Source organism: Enterococcus sp. MMGLQ5-1, from assembly GCF_013155265.1.
In the GTDB taxonomy this organism is placed as follows: Bacteria; Bacillota; Bacilli; order Lactobacillales; family Streptococcaceae; genus MMGLQ5-1.
The window spans coordinates 1-19,252 of the sequence record NZ_JABJXU010000014.1; the positions used below are offsets into that span (position 1 = coordinate 1).

The 19,252-nt window shown below is 37.8% G+C and carries 14 protein-coding genes and 1 riboswitch; of the genes, 8 read left to right on the forward strand and 6 right to left on the reverse strand.

The features are described 5' to 3' along the window. Positions 1-876 (forward strand): InlB B-repeat-containing protein (locus tag HOY35_RS11695; RefSeq protein ID WP_172285836.1); only part of this gene is annotated, 876 nt, incomplete at its 5' end. Between the two features lie 691 nt (positions 877-1,567). Here the strand turns inward: HOY35_RS11695 and HOY35_RS11700 are convergent. From HOY35_RS11700 to HOY35_RS11710, 3 genes are all read right to left on the reverse strand, one after another. Further along, the gene (locus tag HOY35_RS11700) at positions 1,568-2,776 is read right to left on the reverse strand and encodes an aspartate aminotransferase family protein (RefSeq protein WP_172214138.1); all 1,209 of its coding nucleotides are present in this window, start codon (positions 2,774-2,776) and stop codon (positions 1,568-1,570) included. A gap of 82 nt (positions 2,777-2,858) precedes the next feature. Further along, a complete protein-coding gene (locus HOY35_RS11705; protein WP_172214140.1) occupies positions 2,859-3,722 on the reverse strand; it encodes an ABC transporter substrate-binding protein in 864 nt (287 codons plus the stop codon). Between the two features lie 109 nt (positions 3,723-3,831). Then, positions 3,832-4,929 carry an iron-containing alcohol dehydrogenase family protein gene (locus HOY35_RS11710; protein ID WP_172214142.1) on the reverse strand — a complete coding sequence of 366 codons (1,098 nt, stop codon included), beginning with the start codon at positions 4,927-4,929 and terminating at the stop codon, positions 3,832-3,834. A 118-nt stretch (positions 4,930-5,047) separates the two neighbouring features. On the opposite strand from HOY35_RS11710, the gene HOY35_RS11715 reads away from it, so the two are divergent. Further along, positions 5,048-6,223 (forward strand): PucR family transcriptional regulator, encoded by a 1,176-nt coding sequence (locus HOY35_RS11715; protein ID WP_172214144.1) that lies wholly within the window; start codon positions 5,048-5,050, stop codon positions 6,221-6,223. Between the two features lie 182 nt (positions 6,224-6,405). Here HOY35_RS11715 and HOY35_RS11720 read toward each other — a convergent pair whose 3' ends face one another. Beyond that, positions 6,406-6,678 (reverse strand): hypothetical protein, encoded by a 273-nt coding sequence (locus HOY35_RS11720; RefSeq protein ID WP_172214146.1) that lies wholly within the window; start codon positions 6,676-6,678, stop codon positions 6,406-6,408. Next, entirely contained in the window at positions 6,675-8,450 is a 1,776-nt protein-coding gene (locus tag HOY35_RS11725) for an AMP-binding protein (protein ID WP_172214148.1), read from the reverse strand. The genes HOY35_RS11720 and HOY35_RS11725 overlap by 4 nt, the downstream gene beginning before the upstream one ends. Before the next feature lie 187 nt (positions 8,451-8,637). On the opposite strand from HOY35_RS11725, the gene yajC reads away from it, so the two are divergent. The 3 genes from yajC to HOY35_RS11740 all read left to right on the forward strand — a co-directional run bounded on the left by yajC (position 8,638) and on the right by HOY35_RS11740 (position 14,804). Continuing rightward, positions 8,638-8,994, forward strand: a complete 357-nt coding sequence (yajC, locus tag HOY35_RS11730) for a preprotein translocase subunit YajC (protein WP_172214150.1) — start codon at positions 8,638-8,640, stop codon at positions 8,992-8,994. A gap of 357 nt (positions 8,995-9,351) precedes the next feature. After that, on the forward strand, positions 9,352-11,943 hold the full coding sequence (gene adhE / locus HOY35_RS11735; protein WP_172214152.1) for a bifunctional acetaldehyde-CoA/alcohol dehydrogenase: 2,592 nt from the start codon (positions 9,352-9,354) through the stop codon (positions 11,941-11,943). Between the two features lie 587 nt (positions 11,944-12,530). After that, complete coding sequence (locus tag HOY35_RS11740) at positions 12,531-14,804, forward strand: DNA translocase FtsK (RefSeq protein WP_172214154.1); 2,274 nt, start codon at positions 12,531-12,533, stop codon at positions 14,802-14,804. Between the two features lie 339 nt (positions 14,805-15,143). Here the strand turns inward: HOY35_RS11740 and HOY35_RS11745 are convergent, their stop codons facing one another. Then, complete coding sequence (locus HOY35_RS11745) at positions 15,144-16,121, reverse strand: L-lactate dehydrogenase (RefSeq protein WP_172214156.1); 978 nt, start codon at positions 16,119-16,121, stop codon at positions 15,144-15,146. Between the two features lie 289 nt (positions 16,122-16,410). Beyond that, a riboswitch (TPP riboswitch) is annotated at positions 16,411-16,500 on the forward strand. 108 nt (positions 16,501-16,608) lie between these two features. Here HOY35_RS11745 and HOY35_RS11750 point away from each other — a divergent pair. The 3 genes from HOY35_RS11750 to HOY35_RS11760 are packed head-to-tail and all read left to right on the forward strand — an operon-like array spanning position 16,609 to position 19,161. After that, entirely contained in the window at positions 16,609-17,172 is a 564-nt protein-coding gene (locus HOY35_RS11750; RefSeq protein ID WP_172214158.1) for an ECF transporter S component, read from the forward strand. Continuing rightward, positions 17,169-18,521: an ABC transporter ATP-binding protein gene (locus HOY35_RS11755; RefSeq protein ID WP_172214160.1), complete on the forward strand. Its 1,353-nt coding sequence runs from the start codon at positions 17,169-17,171 to the stop codon at positions 18,519-18,521. The genes HOY35_RS11750 and HOY35_RS11755 overlap by 4 nt, the downstream gene beginning before the upstream one ends. Beyond that, positions 18,511-19,161, forward strand: coding sequence for a CbiQ family ECF transporter T component (locus HOY35_RS11760; RefSeq protein ID WP_172214162.1), 651 nt, complete (start codon positions 18,511-18,513; stop codon positions 19,159-19,161). The genes HOY35_RS11755 and HOY35_RS11760 overlap by 11 nt, the downstream gene beginning before the upstream one ends. Positions 19,162-19,252: the final 91 nt, after the last annotated feature.

A 19,252-nucleotide genomic window follows, 5' to 3' on the forward strand; every position in this document is an offset into this window, starting at 1 on the left:
ACCGTTTTAGCCGGTACGACCTACCCAATCTCAACAGAGCTGCCAGCTCGAGTGGGCTATGACTTTTCTGGCTGGCAGGCGGATGATGCGGCAAAAACCATTTATCAACCAGGCGCTAGCATTGTCAATGTGCAAGCACACATTACTCTGACTGCCCAATGGTCCAAGCCTCTAAAGGTCAGCTATGCCAAGGGCACAAGTGATTTAGTGATTGGTCTGCCACCGCAAGCCACGGTGCGTGCCGGTTTTGATTATCAGATTCCAGCCACAGAAGCACCAGCTCGCATCGGCTATGTTTTCACTGGCTGGCAAGCAGATGATGCAGCGCAAACGATTTATCAAGCAGCTGATACGCTCGAAAAATTGAGCCGTGATACCGTTTTGACGGCGCAATGGCGCAAGCAATATCTGATTCGCTATGCCAAGGGGACTGGTGATGCGGTTACAGGCTTACCCGCGATAAGCCTTGTGCCAGCCGGTGCAGATTATCAGGTTGCCACTGAAATCCCAACGCGTGCGGGCTACACCTTTATCGGCTGGCAAGCAGACGACGAAGGCGAGACGGTTTATCAAGGCTCGGCTGTGCTTGTGGCGATTCAACGCAATCACCTCTTAACTGCCCAATGGGCACTTGAAAAAGCTGAGACACCACCAACTCAGCCAACGGAGCCATCAGAGTCACAGGCCTCGGAAGCCTCAAAATCGTCTGCGCCTAGTCAAACGAAGCAGCAGCAGGTACCTCATGATAAGCGCTGGCGTCATTTTAGCTTACCGCGGACAGGTGAAGCCTTGCTTAGCCCAGCTATTGGCCTAGCTGTGATTATGCTTGTGACTATTATCTTGTACTATAAGCGCAAACAACGAAATAAGGACTAAGCTATATTTGTGTTAAGCCCCTCAGAATCGCTGCTGAGGGGTTTTTTGTGCGACTCTGGTATTGTTTCGCAGAAAGAATACCAAATTCACGTTGAAAGTGCTGTTTTTGTGCGAATCTGGTATTGTTTCTCGGAAAGAATACCAAATTCACGTTGAAAGTGCTGTTTTTGTGCGAATCTGGTATTGTTTCGCAGAAAGAATGCCGAATTCACGTTGAAAGTGCTGTTTTTGTGCGAATCCGGTATTGTTTTGCAGAAAGAATACCAAATTCACGTTGAAAGTGCTGTTTTTGTGCGAATCTGGTATTGTTTCGCAGAAAGAATGCCGAATTCACGTTGAAAGTGTTGTTTTTGTGCGAATCTGGTATTGTTTCTCGGAAAGAATACCAAATTCACGTTGAAAGTGCTGTTTTCCTGCGAATCTGGTATTGTTTCGCAGAAAGAATACCAAATTCACGTTGAAAGTGCTGTTTTTGTGCGAATCCGGTATTGTTTCGCAGAAAGAATGCCAAATTCACCTGTTAGGCGTTGTTTTTTTGCAAGCGGAAAGTCGTAGCTTTTGAAATTTTTGGCATTGATTATGCACCCGCTCATCTAGCTTTGTACTTACACTCAATTGATAAGTGAAAAGATGCAAAAAACGTTTTAGTTTCTACAATCAGTAAAAGCTAAAACGTTTTTTAAATTGTTCTTTATTTTTCCTTGATGACTTTTTTGAGTTTTTCGACTGCTAAATTGCAATCGTCTGTCGTTGCAATTAATGGGGGTGTGAGGCGAATCGTTGACTCATTAAGCATGGTCACTAGCATTTGATTATTGAATAAGGCAATTTTAACCTCATGTGCAATTGGTTGATTAAATTCAACTGCTATCAATAAGCCTAATCCACGTACCTCCTTAATCTTTGGTAAATTTCGTAGCTGTTTTTGCAGGTATTGTCCGACCTCAGCAGCGTTTTGAGCAAGGTTTAAATCAATTAGTTCGGAAATGGCAGCGTAGCTTGCTGCACAGCAGAGGGGACTGCCACCATAGGTTGAACCATGCGCACCGCTGTCAAAAGCAGTTGCCACTTTGGCAGTGGCGCAAATGGCTCCGATTGGTACGCCACCGCCCATTCCTTTGGCCATTGACACAATGTCTGGCTTGATATCATAATATTGGAATGCCATATTTTCACCAGCTCTGCCCCAGCCTGTTTGGACTTCATCTAAAAGCAGTAGGATATTTTTTTCATCACAAAATTGACGAACGCCCTGCAAATAGCTTTTGTCTGCCACGTTAACCCCACCTTCACCTTGGATGGGCTCGAGCATAATGGCAATGGTGTCTTCGGTATAGCTGGTCTTGATTGCTTCAAGGTCATTAAAGGGGACATAAGCAAAGCCGGGTACTCCGGGTAAATAGCCCAGCTGATTTTTAGTATCAGGCTGTCCGGTTGCTGATAAGGAGCCGAAGGTGCGACCATGAAAGCTTTTTTTAGCCGTAATAATACGATATTTATTTGGTCCAAAATGCTCAACACCATATTTACGAGCAAGCTTTATCATTGCTTCGTTGGCTTCAGTACCTGAATTTTGAAAAAAGATTTTATCCATGCCGATTGTTTCGCAAATAAGCTTGGCCAAAATGGCTTGCGGTATAGTGTATGGATAGTTGAACGTATGTAAAATACAGTCTGCCTGATTTTTGATTGCTTCAACGACCTTTGGATTGCGATTACCAACATTATTAACAGCAACGCCACCATAAAAATCAAGATAGCCTTTACCTTGCTCATCATAGAGATACATCCCTTCGGCTGTTTCGGCAATAAAATCAAAACGCTCATAGGTTTCAATCATATATTTTTTGGCAAATGCTTTGATTTCAGCCGCTGTGTAGTTTAAATCTGCTAATTTCATGATCACCTTGCTCCTTAATTTTAAATATTGCCATAGCCTTGTCATCATCTGATTGAGAGGCTATGGCATTTATTTTGATCAATTATTTAATATTTTCTGTTTTGCCATCCTCAACAGAAACAAAGTTTTCTTCCGTTAAGCCATATTTTTCAAGAATTGTGAGTAAGGTACCGTCTTCTTTCATTTCGTTTAGGTATTTATTGACTTCGTCTAATAATTCCTTATTATCAAAGCTAATCGCAGAGGCAATCCGCCCTTTTTCTTTTGGTACATAGCTTTCCATGATTTCAACATTTAGGGAGTTATCTGTTTTCATAAGGTAAGATGCAATTGGCAATTCGACAATAATCGCATCAACCTTACCAGTATTTACACCCAGCATAAGTTCAGTTGTTTTACCAAAGGTTACAACCTCCTTAACCTTACCTTCTTCCTTCCAAGCTAAAGCGAAATCATAAAAGGCAGTTCCCTTTTGAGCGCCGATTGTCTTATCCTTTAAATCATCAAAGCTTGTTAAGCCTGAACCCTTTTTGGTAATAATGGTATCACCGTATTCGTACCAAACATCTGAGAAATAGGCAATTTCTAGCCGTGCATCTCGAATATACATCCCATCAGCGACGATATCAGCATTTCCCTTGTTGAGCTCTAATAGTAAGTTTTCAAAGGCGAATTGTTTCATCTCTAGGGTTTCAAAGCCAGCACGCTTGCCGATTTCTCGTAAAATATCAGCGTCAATTCCTGTTAATTCCTTTGTGCCTTCATCCATATAAGCAAAGGGTGCATCGTTTTGTGTTGCGACAGTAATCGTTTTTGTTTTTTTAATCTCTTCTAGCGCGTTTCCTTTTTCTTGACTAGCTTCTTCACTTGATCCCCCGCAAGCTGCTAATAAAATACTTAAAAATGCAATCGATAAACCGAATAATAATGTTTTTCCTTTTTTCATAATTTTCTCCTTTTTTAAGCCACTGAAGCTAGAGTGGATGCTGAGCCAGCTTTTGTTGGCGATTGACGAGCTTGTTTTATTTTTCGACAATTTGTCGGTGTAGCCATGTTTAGTTGATTTTGCTTTGTATTTGCCAAAGCTTCAAAATTTTTTCGGTCGTTAAATTGCCTAGTGTATTTTCGACACTTTTTTGATTGATTAAGGTTTCCTTGGTATATTGCTTCAAGACCTCAGCCTCAATCGCTGGTGGGTACCCTAATAAATCAGTTAAAGCGGTCTGAAGCTCACTTTGATTGAGACCGATTGCTGTCATTGCGCTTGCCAGCTTTTCTACATTAATTGATTCTAAATATTCAATATAGGTATTCATTAAAAAGCCATTAGCAGCACCGTGAGCGGTATGGTGATGATAGGTATAAGCATAGCCCATCGCATGAACAACAGTGACACCTGTTTGTGATAAAACGAAACCACCAAGCAAGGAGAGGTACATTAATTTTTCCCGAACCTCAGGCGTAAATTGCCGTTTGAGTAAGTAAGGTAAGACTTCGCCAAATCTTTTTAAACCTTCTAAAGCAATAATATCTGTGATTGGATTGCTTTTAACTGAAAGATAGCCTTCAAATAGATGAGAGAAGGTATCGATTGCTGTTTCTATTGTTGTTTTTTCACCAACAGAATAAGTATATTTTGGATCGAGTAAGGCAAATTTGGGGTAAGTATAGCTATTTCCGAAGCTTAATTTCGTTCCTAAATCCTCACGGGTCATCACTGAATAACAAGTTACCTCTGATCCGGTACCTGAAGTCGTAGGCACCGCGATGACTGGTAGCGCGGTATCGAAGCTGTTTTGAACCATGTTTTGTGCTGAAACGTCTGTTGCAAGTACGGCGATTGCCTTCGCAGCGTCTAAAGGTGAGCCGCCTCCTATTGCAATGATGAAGTCACAATTTTTAGCTTTTGCCACTTTGGCACCGGCTTGACAGGTTTTGATTGTTGGGTTATTTTCCACCTCATCAAAAAGCTGATATTTGATTGCTTCTCTTTCAAGACAATCGGTAATGTCCTTTAAGGCACCACTGGCAATGGCGGAGTGCTTACCTGTTACAATTAAAGCTTTAAAACCAATAATCCACTGTGGGCTCGATTGCTGAATAATATCGTTTCCGAGCTGAACTGAGGTGGGTAGAGAAAAATTAACTTTCATCACTAAAACTCCTTTTTATTCTTGAAATGATTGCAGGATTTACAATGTTCTTGAAATATTATATAATTTAATTTATCTGAAAATTCAGACAAAAAATTGCGAATGAGGTGAATCACTAATGGCAATTGAATTAAGACCCGTTTTCTATGCAACCCGTGAACGCTATAAGATGAGTCTCTTAGCAGGTGGAGAAACAATTGACAATATGTTTAATTGGGTTTATACCATTGAGCGCATTGAGTATCTCGATGACCTGTACGGTGACGAATTATTAATTACGACCTGTGCTTTTGTCACAGACGAGGCAAGCCTGTTTCAATTTGTAAAGAAGATTATTGACTATCCTAGAGTTGAGTTTGCTGGCTTAATTATTATGACTGGTGGTAATATTGACCATATTTCGCAAAAGGTGATTGATTTGTGTAATGATGCCAATCTTCCTCTATTTAGAATTCCTTGGGAAATTCATTTAGTTGATTTATTAAGAGATTATATTTCCAGATTATTTATGACTGAAAAGCTTTCCTTCTCATTAATGGGTGGTATAAAAAATGCGATTTTTGAGCCAAATAATAAAGCTGCTTATGCTTCTCAATTGGAGCGAAATCGTTTTAGCTTAGATGCCCAATCCACAGTTATTTTATTGCGCAGTCAGCATGTTAATTTTTTGGAGCTTGATTTTAAGGATTATGAAATATTTCGCTCTCGTTTAGAAACGGCAGTTCATAAGCACCATCTGATTGCTTGTATTTTTGAATATCAGGACTATTTCTTTATAGTCTGCAATCAGGTGGTTCAGTCGGATTTTGAAGCCTTTATTGAAACTTTAATCGAGCTTGTAGCACATCGCTTTGAGGCTTGGCATTTGCATGTTGGTATTAGTGACTATGTTGAATCAATTTATCAGCTTTCCTTGGCATATAAGCAAGCGATTAATGCCATTGATTCAACCTTTAAATCGGGTAATTCTGTAATTCACCGCTATGAAGCAACCAGCATTAATAAATTATTTCTAGCGATTGAGGATACGCAATTATTAAACGATATTCATGACGAAATTCTGGCACCATTAATTGAATATGATGAAGCGAACGATGCCAACCTAACAGAAACATTGCGCATTTACCTATCCAATAACTCGAGTTTAATTAAGACAAGTGAGATTATGTTTACGCACCGCAATACAGTTCAATATCGCTTAAAGAAAATACGCGAAATTTTAAATGTTGATTTTAATTCGAGTGACCAAAAATTTAAGCTTTTACTCGCATTTTACATTCAACAAGGCTTATAAATCACCTTGAAAACTGTGTAATGTAAGTCTATCAATATTTTCAGAAAATGAATATGTTTCATGAAAATAAAATAATCTATGATTTTTTGGTCTGCAGGATAATACAAGCTAACATCATCATGTCAATATAAGAGCACAAATTAAAACGCAAGTCTTCCGATATGGAAATACTTGCGCTTTTTTTAATACTTGATTAATCCAAAAATACATTTTTTTTGCTTAACTCTAGCTGTTAGGAGATTGCCTTGGATTTCAACCTCAATTAATTGATTGGTAAAAATGGCTCTGCTAAATTGGACATCTATTGTCAAAACCTGTCTTGAAATTTCAGCCTCAATTTTAGCAAGGATTAAGGCGCCATAAACTAAACCGCTTTGATGAATTGTGTTGAAATCCCCACTTAATTGTGCGTAGCAATCCAGCTCTTTTTGCGTGACTATAAAAGAAAATTTCATAAGGCTTTTAGCACCGTCTCAAACTCAATATTTTTAAACCCTAGCTGGAATTTAACAACCAGGTCTATTTTTTCTTGGTTACTAATCTCAATTTGACAATCCAAGATGGTTTGCAATTGTCGTCTCGTATGCCCTTTTTTTATTTTTAAGCATAGCTGATAGTCAGAATCAAGTGCTGGTGTGTGCAGCATTTCTATTCTTTCGTTTATTAAAATGGGCTTTAAAGCATCAATTGCCTTTAATTCAAAGGCTTGCCATAGATGGGTGAAATAGCTTAAGGGAATTTGTTTGCTTTGATAGCCCAGTTTTTGTTTATAAATCGTCAAAAGTGTGCGACTTAAATAATAATGCTTGAAAAGTATCAGCTCACCTAATCGGCTTTCAATGACCTGAGCTTGAAGCCGCTGGGGCATATTTTTTCGTTCATACTTTTGATTGGCTTTTAAAGGCAGTTCACAAACTGTATAGATGCGGTCAAGCTGCTGTATTTTAGAGCGTTCCTCAATAATTTTCTGATTGATTAGGCTGATACCTTGTCGCTTATGCTTCCAAATAATTGCGACACTAATCGTTTCACCATAATATTCATCAGTCTCTCCAAAAACAAGGCAGGCCTGTATGGATTCAAAGGTCTGTAAAAAGTTTTCTACCTGCTCAACGGCAATCTTTTCACCGCCCTTTTTAATCATCATCTGCTTTCGACCAACTAAGGTAACATTTCTTTTATCGAGCATCAAATCATCGCTAAGCTGGAGGTATTTTATGCTTTGTGGCGCTGCATTAAAGTAACCAGAAAACAGCATATCACTTTCAATGATTGGCTTTCCATCTTTAAAATTCAATATTACATTTGGGAAAAGCTGGCCTAAATGCTCAGGCTTTGTCGACTGTTGGATTTGACAGATTGAAATAAAGCTAGTTTCACTTGCACCATAAAAATTGAAAAGTCGGGTGCCCGCGAGGACATTTTGGCAGCGCTGATAAGATTTTTGATGAAAAGAAGCGCCGCTTAAGAAGATTGTCAAATCAGACCTGTTTAAACTAATCTTATTATTATCCGCGAAATTTAAATAAGCATTGAGCATTGTTGGCACTAGATATAAGCTACACTCACCGTCCTCCATGAGTAATTTGGCAAGTGACTTAACTGAAAATTTTTCATAAAGATAATAGGTTTGCCCAAAGTAAAGACTTTGAACCAGTGCATATAAATTAAGCGAATAACCAATCGGTCCAAAGGCAGCTACTTTAGCGTTTGTTGATTGAGGGACAAGCTGGTTTAGCGCTTTAAAGCTAGCTTTCCAGGACGCTTTATTTCGATAGTAGCCTTTCGGCAATCCCGTAGTACCGCTTGTAAAACCGACGAATAGTATGTTGGTTGCTGTTAATAATTGTGCTTTGGTAGCTTCAGATTTCAATTCAAGGAGCGTTACCCGTGGTATTTTTAGTTTTAGATCAGCTTGCTGTGGGTTTATTTCTAAAAAAATGGCATCGTCGACGACTGCATTTTCATTGATTAGCGTTTCAAGCTCTGCAGTTGAAATGCCTTCAGGCAGAAATATCGGGACGCGATTGGTTTTGATTAGGGCATAAAACAGGTAGATAAAGTTTAAATTTGCTTCTGGCTTAAGGAATATGTAGCGTTTTGGAAGTTTGGATACTAAGATTTGATATGTTTTGCAATATTCTTTAAGCACTTGATAACTAATTTTCTGATTTTTAAAGACTAGAGCTGTTTCTAGTTTTCTCTGTGGATGAATCAAATTTTCCAATAGTAAACCTCCTATAAATATACAGTTTACCATTAACTAAATAAAAATGACATCGATTTTATTTCGTAAAGTCAATTAAAGCAATTATTAATACAATTATTTATAAAGCATGAAATTTAAGTTTGAAAGTTAACGTGTTTTCTGTTAGCATTATATAATGAATCTGTCACAATAATGGAGGTTGAGAATGCAGTTTATAATTATAATCGTTGCAATGGTAGGTTTAATGTGGTTCATGCAGCGCGGTCAAAAAAAGCAAGCACAGCAAAGGCAGGAGCTCTTAAATAATATGAAGCCAGGTGACGAAATCGTAACCATTGGTGGTTTACATGGTGTTTTAAGTGAGCTTGATGAAACAAACAGCACGATTACCTTGGATTGCGAAGGTGTCTATTTAGAATTTGATCGAGCAGCTGTTAAAACAGTAAAACCATCGGCTGTAGGTACTGAATCAATTGAGATTGATGAAACGGTTGTTGCATCAACTGAACCAAGTTCAGATGCTGAGCAGGATGAAGCAGCTGAAGATAAATCAGCTGAGTAATAATTAATTTTATTTTTAATTAAGCTTTATTTTCTATATTTTTAGAAAATAAAGCTTTTTTGTTCTAAACATTGTTACATAATGAATGAGTAAAATTGTATACAAATTCACAAAAGGTTATCTAATTACTATCCCATTGGGGCAAAATAGTGATAAGTAATAGTGTTTATGATAATAAAACGGTTTAATTTCAGCTGAAAAGGATTTATTCTAAGAAAAAAACTAATTTTTCTGAAAATTCATTCTAATTATAACTTGAAAATAATTTCACAAAAGGGTTTACATTTTGTTTTAGATGTGTATAATAGGAAATGTGAAATGCTTAACAACTAGATAAAACTTTAGGGGGATTTACCAATGGCAAAAACAGAAGTAAAAGTTGATGTTGCTAAAATGATTGATGATTTAGCAATTAAAGCTAACGTTGCTTTGAAGGAAATGGAAAACTTTACGCAAGAAGAGGTTGACCATATCGTTCATGAAATGAGTATGGCTGCTTTAGATAAGCATATGATGTTGGCAAAAATGGCAGTCGAGGAAACTGGACGCGGTATTTATGAAGATAAAGCCATCAAAAATATGTACGCTTCAGAATATATCTGGAATAGCATCAAGCATGATAAAACAGTTGGTGTGATTTCTGATGACAAGCAAACAGGACTTGTTCAGATTGCAGAGCCAGTTGGTGTAATCTGTGGTGTTACACCGACGACTAATCCAACCTCAACAACAATTTTTAAAGCAATGATTGCTTTAAAAACGCGTAACCCAATTGTATTCGCTTTCCATCCATCAGCTCAACAATGTTCTGCTAAGGCTGCTGAAATTGTTCGTGATGCGGCAATTAAAGCTGGTGCCCCTGAAAATTGTGTTCAGTGGATTGAGCATCCTTCAATTGATGCAACCTCTGCATTGATGAATCACCCAGGTATCGCAACAGTTCTCGCAACTGGTGGTGCTGCTATGGTTAAATCAGCATATTCAACAGGTAAACCAGCACTTGGTGTAGGTCCTGGTAATGTACCATCATATATTTGCAAAGATGCTAAAATTAAACGTGCAGTTAATGACTTAATTGTTTCAAAAACTTTTGATAACGGTATGATTTGTGCTTCTGAACAAGCTGTAATCGTAGACAAAGAAGTTTATGAAGAGGTTAAGGCTGAATTTGCAGCACATCAATGTTATATTGTTAGCGATAAGGCTGAATTACAAAAGCTTGAAAATGCTGTGATGAATGAAGGTAAATATGCTGTCAACCCTAAAATCGTAGGTTACTCAGCAGAATATATTGCTGAATTGGCTGGTATCAAAGTACCTAAAGGTACAAAAATGTTAATTGCTGAGCTTGAAGGTGTTGGTGCGGATTATCCATTATCTCGTGAAAAGCTTTCTCCAGTCTTAGCGATGCTAAAAGCAACTTCAACAGCTCACGGCTTTGATTTATGTGAAGCGATGCTTGAATTAGGTGGCTTAGGACATACTGCGGTTATCCATACTGAAGATGAAGATTTACAAATCAAATTTGGCTTACGGATGAAAGCTTGTCGTGTCCTTGTTAATACACCATCTGCCGAAGGTGGTATTGGTAACATTTACAATGAAATGATTCCATCATTGACATTGGGTTGTGGTTCTTACGGTAAAAACTCTGTTTCAAGAAACGTATCAGCTGTTAACTTAATTAATGTTAAAACTTTAGCTAAACGGAGAAATAATATGCAATGGTTTAAATTACCGCCAAAAATCTATTTTGAAAAGAATTCATTACAATACCTCCAAAAAATGGAAAACGTTGAACGCGTAATGCTTGTTTGTGACCCTGGTATGGTTCAATTTGGCTATGCAGACTTAGTTCGTGCTGAACTTGCCAAACGCAAAAATGATGTTAAGGTCGAAGTCTTCTCAGACGTTGAGCCTAACCCTTCAACAAATACTGTTTATAAAGGATTAGAAGTATTCACTTCATTCAATCCAGATACGATTATTGCACTTGGTGGTGGTTCAGCAATGGATGCTGCTAAAGCAATGTGGTTGTTCTTTGAGCATCCAGAAACAAGTTTCTTTGGTGCAAAACAAAAATTCTTAGATATTAGAAAACGTGCTTACAAGATTCCTGCAGCAATCAATGCAAAATTTGTATGTATTCCAACAACTTCAGGTACTGGTTCAGAAGTTACGCCATTCGCTGTAATTACTGACTCTGACGATCATACAAAATATCCATTGGCTGACTATGCATTAACGCCTGATGTGGCAATTATTGACCCACAATTTGTATTATCAGTACCGGCTAGTGTTACTGCTGATACAGGGATGGACGTTTTAACTCACGCCATTGAATCATATGTTTCTGTAATGGCAAGTGATTATACTCGTGGTCTATCATTGCAAGCAATTAAGCTAGTATTTGAATATCTTGAAAAATCAGTAAAAACTGGTGATGCAGAAGCTCGTGAAAAAATGCATAATGCATCTACAATGGCTGGTATGGCATTTGCTAATGCCTTCTTAGGTATTTGTCACTCAATCGCCCACAAGGTTGGCGGTGAATGGGGGATTCCACACGGACGTACAAATGCAATCTTATTACCACATATCATCCGTTTTAATGCCAAGGATCCACAAAAGCATGCAATGTTCCCTAAATATGATTACTTTAGAGCTGACCAAGATTACGCAGATATTGCTCGTTTCTTAGGCTTGCAAGGTAAGAATAATGCAGAGCTTGTCGAAGCTTTAGCGAAGAAGGTTTACGATTTAGGTATTACAGTTGGTATTGACATGAACTGGAAGGCACAAGGCGTTACTAAGAAATTGATGGCTGATACAATTGACCATTTAGCTGAAAAAGCATATGAAGATCAATGTACGACAGCTAATCCAAAAGAACCTTTAATCTCTGAATTGAAGGGAATTATCGAAATCTGTTACGATTATAAAGCCTAGTTGTTAAGCTAATCGTTTCTGATATGCAAAGCACCCCAACGTGGGTGCTTTGTTTTTTTGTGAATACGGTATTGTTTCCGGGAAACAACCCCAAATTCACGCGCTCAGCGTTATTTTTTTGCGAATACGGTATTGTTTCTCGGAAACAATTCCAAATTCACGCGCTCAGCGTTATTTTTTTGCGACAACGGTATTGTTTCCGGGAAACAATTCCAAATTCACGCGCTCAGCGTTATTTTTTTGCGACAACGGTATTGTTTCTGGGAAACAACCCCAAATTCACGCGCTCAGCGTTATTTTTTTGCGACAACGGTATTGTTTCTCGGAAACAAACCCAAATTCACGCGTTGAGCGTTGCTTTTTTGCGACAACGGTATTGTTTCTCGGCAACAACCCCAAATTTGACCAATAAAAAATGGGTCGAAATATTTATTAGTTTAATTTATTATAGAGTCATTTTTTATCATTCTTTTTAATCTGAGCGATAAAAATATTATCAAATTTAAAGGTATGACTTAGTTATTAGCACTGCTTTTCGTCTTTTTTGAGCTTATAGACTGTGTTATAATTTTTATCGAGGTGAAATAATGGCGAAACGAACAAGAACAAAATCAACCAGAAGAAAAACAAAAAAGGAATTAGCGCGAGAAGCTAGAATTCGTTCAATCATAATCATTATTATAAGCATTTTAATCCTAATGGCTGGCATATTTAAAGTTGGCTTTGTCGGTGTAGTCGTCTATAATCTATTACGTTTAATTGTTGGCGAATCAGCGATAATTTTAGCAATATTAAGTATTATTTTATTAAGCTTGGTTTTATTTCGTCAAACGGACCTTTTAAAAAATAATCGCCATATTTGGATAGGTACTTTAATCGTCTATCTATCTAGTATTTTGATGTATCAGTCGATTCTCTATCTAGGGTTAGCTAAACAAGAACAAAGCATTATTGGTTATACTTTCAAGCTGTGGCTGAATGATTTTACCGCATTAAAAACGATGGCCAATTTAGGTGGTGGGCTAATTGGGGCTCTTATCTATAGTGCAACGCATTTTCTATTTGATACAGTTGGAAGTATTGTCATTGCTGTGATAGGGATGATCGCTGGCTTATTTATGATGCTGCCAATTTCAATTAGCAATGTGATGGAGTGGGTTGAAAAATGGCGTAATCGGCCAAGAAAGGCGCCAAAGGTCAAAAAGCCACGTATTGTGGCGGAAAGCCAAGCGGCTGAGCAGCAAATAGCTGATGAATCAGAGACGACCTTATTAGAGGCACAGAAGCTGTCATCATATCAACCTTTTTCTGATGAGCCAGTCAAGCTGGTGGATACCGTTGAAAACCTAGAGATGAATGATGAGGATTTGGCTACCGATACTTCAGAGCAAACCGAAGAATTTGAGCACTTCTCTGGCGTGACATTGGAGGATGAGGCAAATTATGAATTACCTCCGATAAGCTTATTGAAAAAGATGCCAGCTCAGAGTCAAAATGGTGAGCGCCATCGAGCACGTAATCGTGAGCAAGTGCTTCTGGATACCTTTCAGGCTTTTAACATTGAAGGGATTCAAATTGTCGATACTAAAATTGGGCCCTCTCTAACTCAGTATGAATTGAAGCTGCCGCTTGGTATGAGAGTGAATAAATTTGAAAATCTTGCTAAGGATTTATCCCTTGCTCTAGGGACCAGTGATATCCGAATTGAAGCGCCAATACCCGGCAAAAGCTTAGTTGGGATTGAAATCCCAAATCAAACCTCGATGACGGTTTCGTTTAGAGAGGTGGCCGAGGCTGCGCTCTCAAGCAGTCATTTATTAGAGGTGCCACTCGGACGGGATATTGAAGGCAATGTTCGAAGCTTTGATTTAACGCGGATGCCGCATTTATTGGTAGCTGGCTCGACTGGTTCAGGGAAATCGGTAGCGATTAACGGTATTATCACGAGTATTTTGATGAAGGCAAAGCCTTCTCAGGTCAAATTTATGATGGTTGATCCTAAGATGGTTGAGCTATCTGTTTATAACGATATTCCACATTTACTAACACCAGTCGTGACTAATCCTAAGAAAGCCGCACGTGCTTTGCAAAAAGTAGTTGAGGAGATGGAGCGCCGCTATGAGCTATTCAGTTTACTTGGGGTTCGGAATTTAGCCGGCTATCAGGAAAAGATGATTGAATCGCAAAAGTCAGATGAAATTCTGGAAAACTTACCGTTGATTGTGGTGATTGTCGATGAATTGGCAGATTTAATGATGGTTGCTAGTAAGGAAGTTGAAGATGCGATTATTAGACTTGGTCAAAAGGCACGTGCAGCAGGCATTCATATGATTTTGGCAACACAAAGACCGTCAACGGATGTTATTTCTGGTTTAATTAAAGCGAATGTACCAAGTAGAATGGCGTTTGCTGTTTCTAGCGGGATTGATTCCAGAACGATTTTGGATATGAACGGTGCTGAAAAATTACTTGGTCGAGGCGATATGCTCTTTAAGCCAATTGATAAGAATCATCCAATTCGGATTCAGGGTGCTTTTTTATCGGATGGTGAAGTCGAAAATATTGTAACCTTTATTAAGAATCAAAGTGAAGCTGAATATGTTGAGCATTTTGAGCCAGAAGAAATTGAGACCAGCGATAATAAAGAAGCCGCTGGTCAGGATGAGCTATTTGATGAAGCTAGAGCGATGGTGATTGAGGCTCAAAAAGCAAGTGCTTCAATGCTGCAGCGTCGACTGGGCACAGGCTTTAATCGGGCAACTCGATTAATGGATGAGCTAGAGCAGGCTGGAGTGATTGGTCCTGCGGTGGGGACAAAGCCAAGAGAAGTGCTGATTGCCAAGACTGAGGAGTCTGAATAGTTTTTTGAAAGGAACAGAGTAGGTAGATTAATAAAAATCAAAAGGTAGTCATTTTAGGCTGGCTACATTTTGATACGTTGAAATCAACCCTAATTGATGACGAGAAAAAGGCTGAACCTAATGTCCAACTTTCAGAATGTAGACAAAGTATACGTTTAGAGTATGCTTTGTCTTTTTAGCTATGTGATAAATTAGACCTATAAAATGGCAGCATTCAAGCAGTCCTGAGCAACGCAAAAAGCAGCACAAAAAATGTGCTGCCATAGAATATAGACAAATCATCAATGATAATTCGGGTATTTGGCTACGATATGAAGTTGGACTTAATCGCCAACTTTTTTAGTTTTTGACTGCTGAAGCAAACTCTTCGTTTTCAAATGCTTGATCAATGATTTCTTTTAATTGTTTAGCAGAGGTTTCCATTAATTGTTGCTCGTGGTCATTTAATGGAATTGGTACGATTTCTTTGATACCGCTAGCATTAATTACTGCTGGTGCACCAATGAAGACATCGTTTAAGCCATATTGACCTTCCATATAGACAGACAATGGTAAAACTGCATTTTCATCATCAAGAATTGCTTTTGTAATACGAGCAAGCGCAGTTGCGATACCGTAGAATGTAGCACCCTTCTTCTCGATAATTGTATAGGCTGCATCACGAACGCCAATGAATAAATCAATTAATTCTGCATCATCAAAGTTTTCGCGTGTTTTTAACCAATCTTCAAGCTTAACACCAGCTACATTGGCATGAGACCATACTGCAAATTCTGAATCACCATGTTCACCCATAATGTAAGCATGAACTGAACGTGCATCAACGTCAATTTTTTCAGCTAATGCTTGGCGGAAACGGGCAGAGTCAAGTGAAGTTCCTGAACCGATTACTTTTTCCTTAGGGAAACCAGAGAATTTCCAGGTAGAATAAGTTAAGATATCAACTGGATTTGCAGCTACAAGGAAAATACCATTAAAGCCAGATTCAACGATTTGAGTAACAACTTCTTTGTTGATCCGTAAGTTTTTTTGCACTAAATCTAAACGTGTTTCGCCAGGCTTTTGAGGCGCACCAGCTGTAAGAACTACTAAATCTGCATCATGTGCATCAGCATAGCTTGCGGAATAAATCTTTTTTGGAGAAGTGAATGCTAAGGCATTAGACAAATCAATTGCATCACCCTCAGTTTTATCCTTAAAAATATCAACAATACCTAATTCTTGAGCGATTCCTTGTGTAACGAGTGAGAAAGCATAAGATGAACCAACGGCACCATCACCAACAAGAATTACTTTTTTGTGTTTTTTTTCAGTCATTTTTTGCGACAACCTCTCTTGTGTAATTATTCATTAACCGTAAATATTCTAACATTTCCAAAACATAATGTCACAAAAAGTATGAAAAAAATCAAAAAATTTACAGAAAACGTTTTCTTGGGGTCAAAGTAACTATAAAAAATTGATTAAAGCTTGCTTTAAATTAAATTAGCTAATAGCCGATTAGACAACGCCTTATACAGCATTGATTATAACAGAAAGATTCAAAAATTAATATTAATAGATATTGTGATTTTGATATTTCTGTGTTAGAATGCCGATGTACATTATGAAACATTTGGGGTGCTTTTATGCTGAGATTATACCCATTGAACCTGATATGGTTAGAACCATCGAAGGAAAATGTTGATTGTAGAGTTCAATAATAGTGATTAATAAGCGCTTTTTATTTTGCTTGAAATAATAGACTGGTCTGATAAGCCCCCTTTGATTCTATGTACAAAGAATACGAAGGGAGCTTTTTTTGATGAAAAAAAGTTGGATGTTACAGGATGTCGTTTTATTAGGATTAATTGCTTTTTTATTTGGTGGTATTTTTATGATTGCAGGTTATTTATATGCTGCATTGGCAGCATTTTTAACGCCTTTTGGTCTCTCTCCTTTTGCCAATGAAATTTTATTTGGTATGTGGACGATGGCCGCACCCGTTGCTGGCATTTTGATTCCAAAAAAAGGTAGTTCAACCTTAGGTGAATTATTAGCAGCTTTGGCTGAAATGCTCTATGGCTCCTATTTTGGACCAGCGGTTTTAATTTCCGGTTTAGTTCAAGGCTTAGGTACGGAGTTTGGCTTTTTTATTACCAAATATCAGCGCTTTGATAAGGTTGCTCTATTTTATGCTGCTATTGGGACTACCGTTTTTAGCTTTATTTATGAGTACTTTAGAATGTATACTGCCTATGGCTTTGGAATGGTTATTGCCTTGTTTTGTGTTCGCTTTATCTCTGTATTATTCTTTGGCGTTGTCTTAGTCTCGGCAATTATGAAGCTTTATCATAAGGTACAGCAATTGAATGTGAATGCCAAATGACAGGTATTAAATGCTCTAATTTATCCTTTAAACGTCAATCAACCCTAATTTTTGAAAATTTAAATTTTGATTTTAAAGCCCATCAGCTTTCACTTTTAGTTGGTGAGAGTGGCTGTGGCAAATCAACCTTGTTTAAGCTAATTGCTGGTTTTGCTGATTTGGAATATTCCGGTCAAATTGTTTTCGGACCAGAAGTATCTCAAAATACAAAATGTAAAATAGTCGGCTTTGTCTTTCAAAATCCGAATCGCCAATTCACAATGCGGACATTGCGCCGTGAAATTGTTTTTGCACTAGAAAATCTTAGATATAGTCCTGCTGAAATTGCTAGACGGTTGAATGCTGCTGTTGTCGAGCTTGAAGCAAGCGAATTATTGGATAGGCAGCTTAGTCAGCTTTCCGGTGGCGAAAAGCAGCGGGCAGCCTTGACCGTCTTAATTGCGATGGATGCCAATATTCTACTCTTGGATGAACCGTTTGCGAGCGTTGATTTTAAATCACGTCAGCAATTAATTCGCTTATTAGGGCAATTAAGAGATAATGGGAAGACGATTGTGGTATCAGATCATGATCTGATAGGCTATCAGGAGGTTGCAGACCATTTAATCAGGCTGGAAGATGGCCGCCTAAAAGAGCAACCGTTAACTGAATTAAATGATGCTCAAAAGGGCTATTGCCTGACTCAAACATTGTCAGGGCAGGCTTCATTTTTAAATTTAGCTGCGATTTCTATTCAAAATAATAATCGATTATTGCTAGATAATGCTTTTTGCAGTTTTAATCATGGCATCACTACTTTGACCGGTGATAATGGTAGTGGCAAATCAACATTATTGAGAGCAATTGCTCAACGGCAAAAATATCGTGGGAAAATGTTGTTTAACGGTAAAAAGCTAAAAAAAACAAGTCGTTTATATCGTAGCTTGACCTTGGTGGTTCAAGATGCTGAAAAGCAATTTATTGGATTGACACCACGAGATGAATTTGATTTTAATCAAGATATTAATGATGCGATGCAAAAAAAACAAAATGAAGCGATTAGCTTTCTTGGCTTATCCGATAAATTAGATTATAGTCTTTATCATTTAAGTGAAGGACAAAAGAAAATGGTTCAATTAATCAGTATGCTCAGCTTGGATTTATCGTTTTTAATGCTTGATGAACCCTTTACGGGCTTGGATGATCGTGCTTGTCGCTACTTTGTCGATTGGATTCAGGAAAAAGCAAAAAAACAGGATTTTTTAATTGTTTCTCATCGTTTAGCACCGCTTTGTCAGGCTAGTCAGTTTCATATCGAATTGACTGATCAGAAATTAATGGTAAAAGATGGAGGTAATGATGGTCTATAAAAAAACAGCTGTGCTTTGGTTGGCAATCCTAATTTTTATTTTTGCCTTAGAGCTTTCTTTCACAACCTCCTTTCTAATGAATTATTTTGTGATAGTCATTGCTTTAATCTATTTACTTCTATTAAAAAAAAACCGAGCTATTATTATTGCGCTATTCATACCAATTTTACCTGCCCTTGCTACTTATTGGTCAATTTTACTTCACGGTGCGAATCAGGATTTAGCACTTCTAATGGTGCTTCGAACCTTTGTCTTTGCAGTTTTAGGTGTTGTTTTTTCGGTTGGGATTGATTTAGAAGAATTATTATTGGTTTTGGAGCAAAAAGGGCTGCCAACAAGTTTTGTTTATGGGATTATGGTAGTTATTCATGCTTTCCCAGAGCTAAGGGCGGAAGTGGTTAATCTGTATGAGGCAAGTATTCTTAGAGGTAAAAAATTACACTTTTATTCACCAATGCTTTATTTAAAAACGATTTTAAGTGCCTTTTCCTTTCGGACACAATATACAGAAGCCATTTATTCGAGAGGATTTGTTGAGGGGCAGCAGCGGACACATCAATATCAATATATTCATTCAAAATCTGCTTTAATCATCGTGATTGTAATATTTGCTTTTGCAAATTTATTATCTTTCTTTTAAATGTTTAATAATAAATAACCTTTATTTACAGTAGCTTTGTTGCTGATATTGTTAATAAAGGCTTATTTTTTGCTAAAATCAACGTAATTAA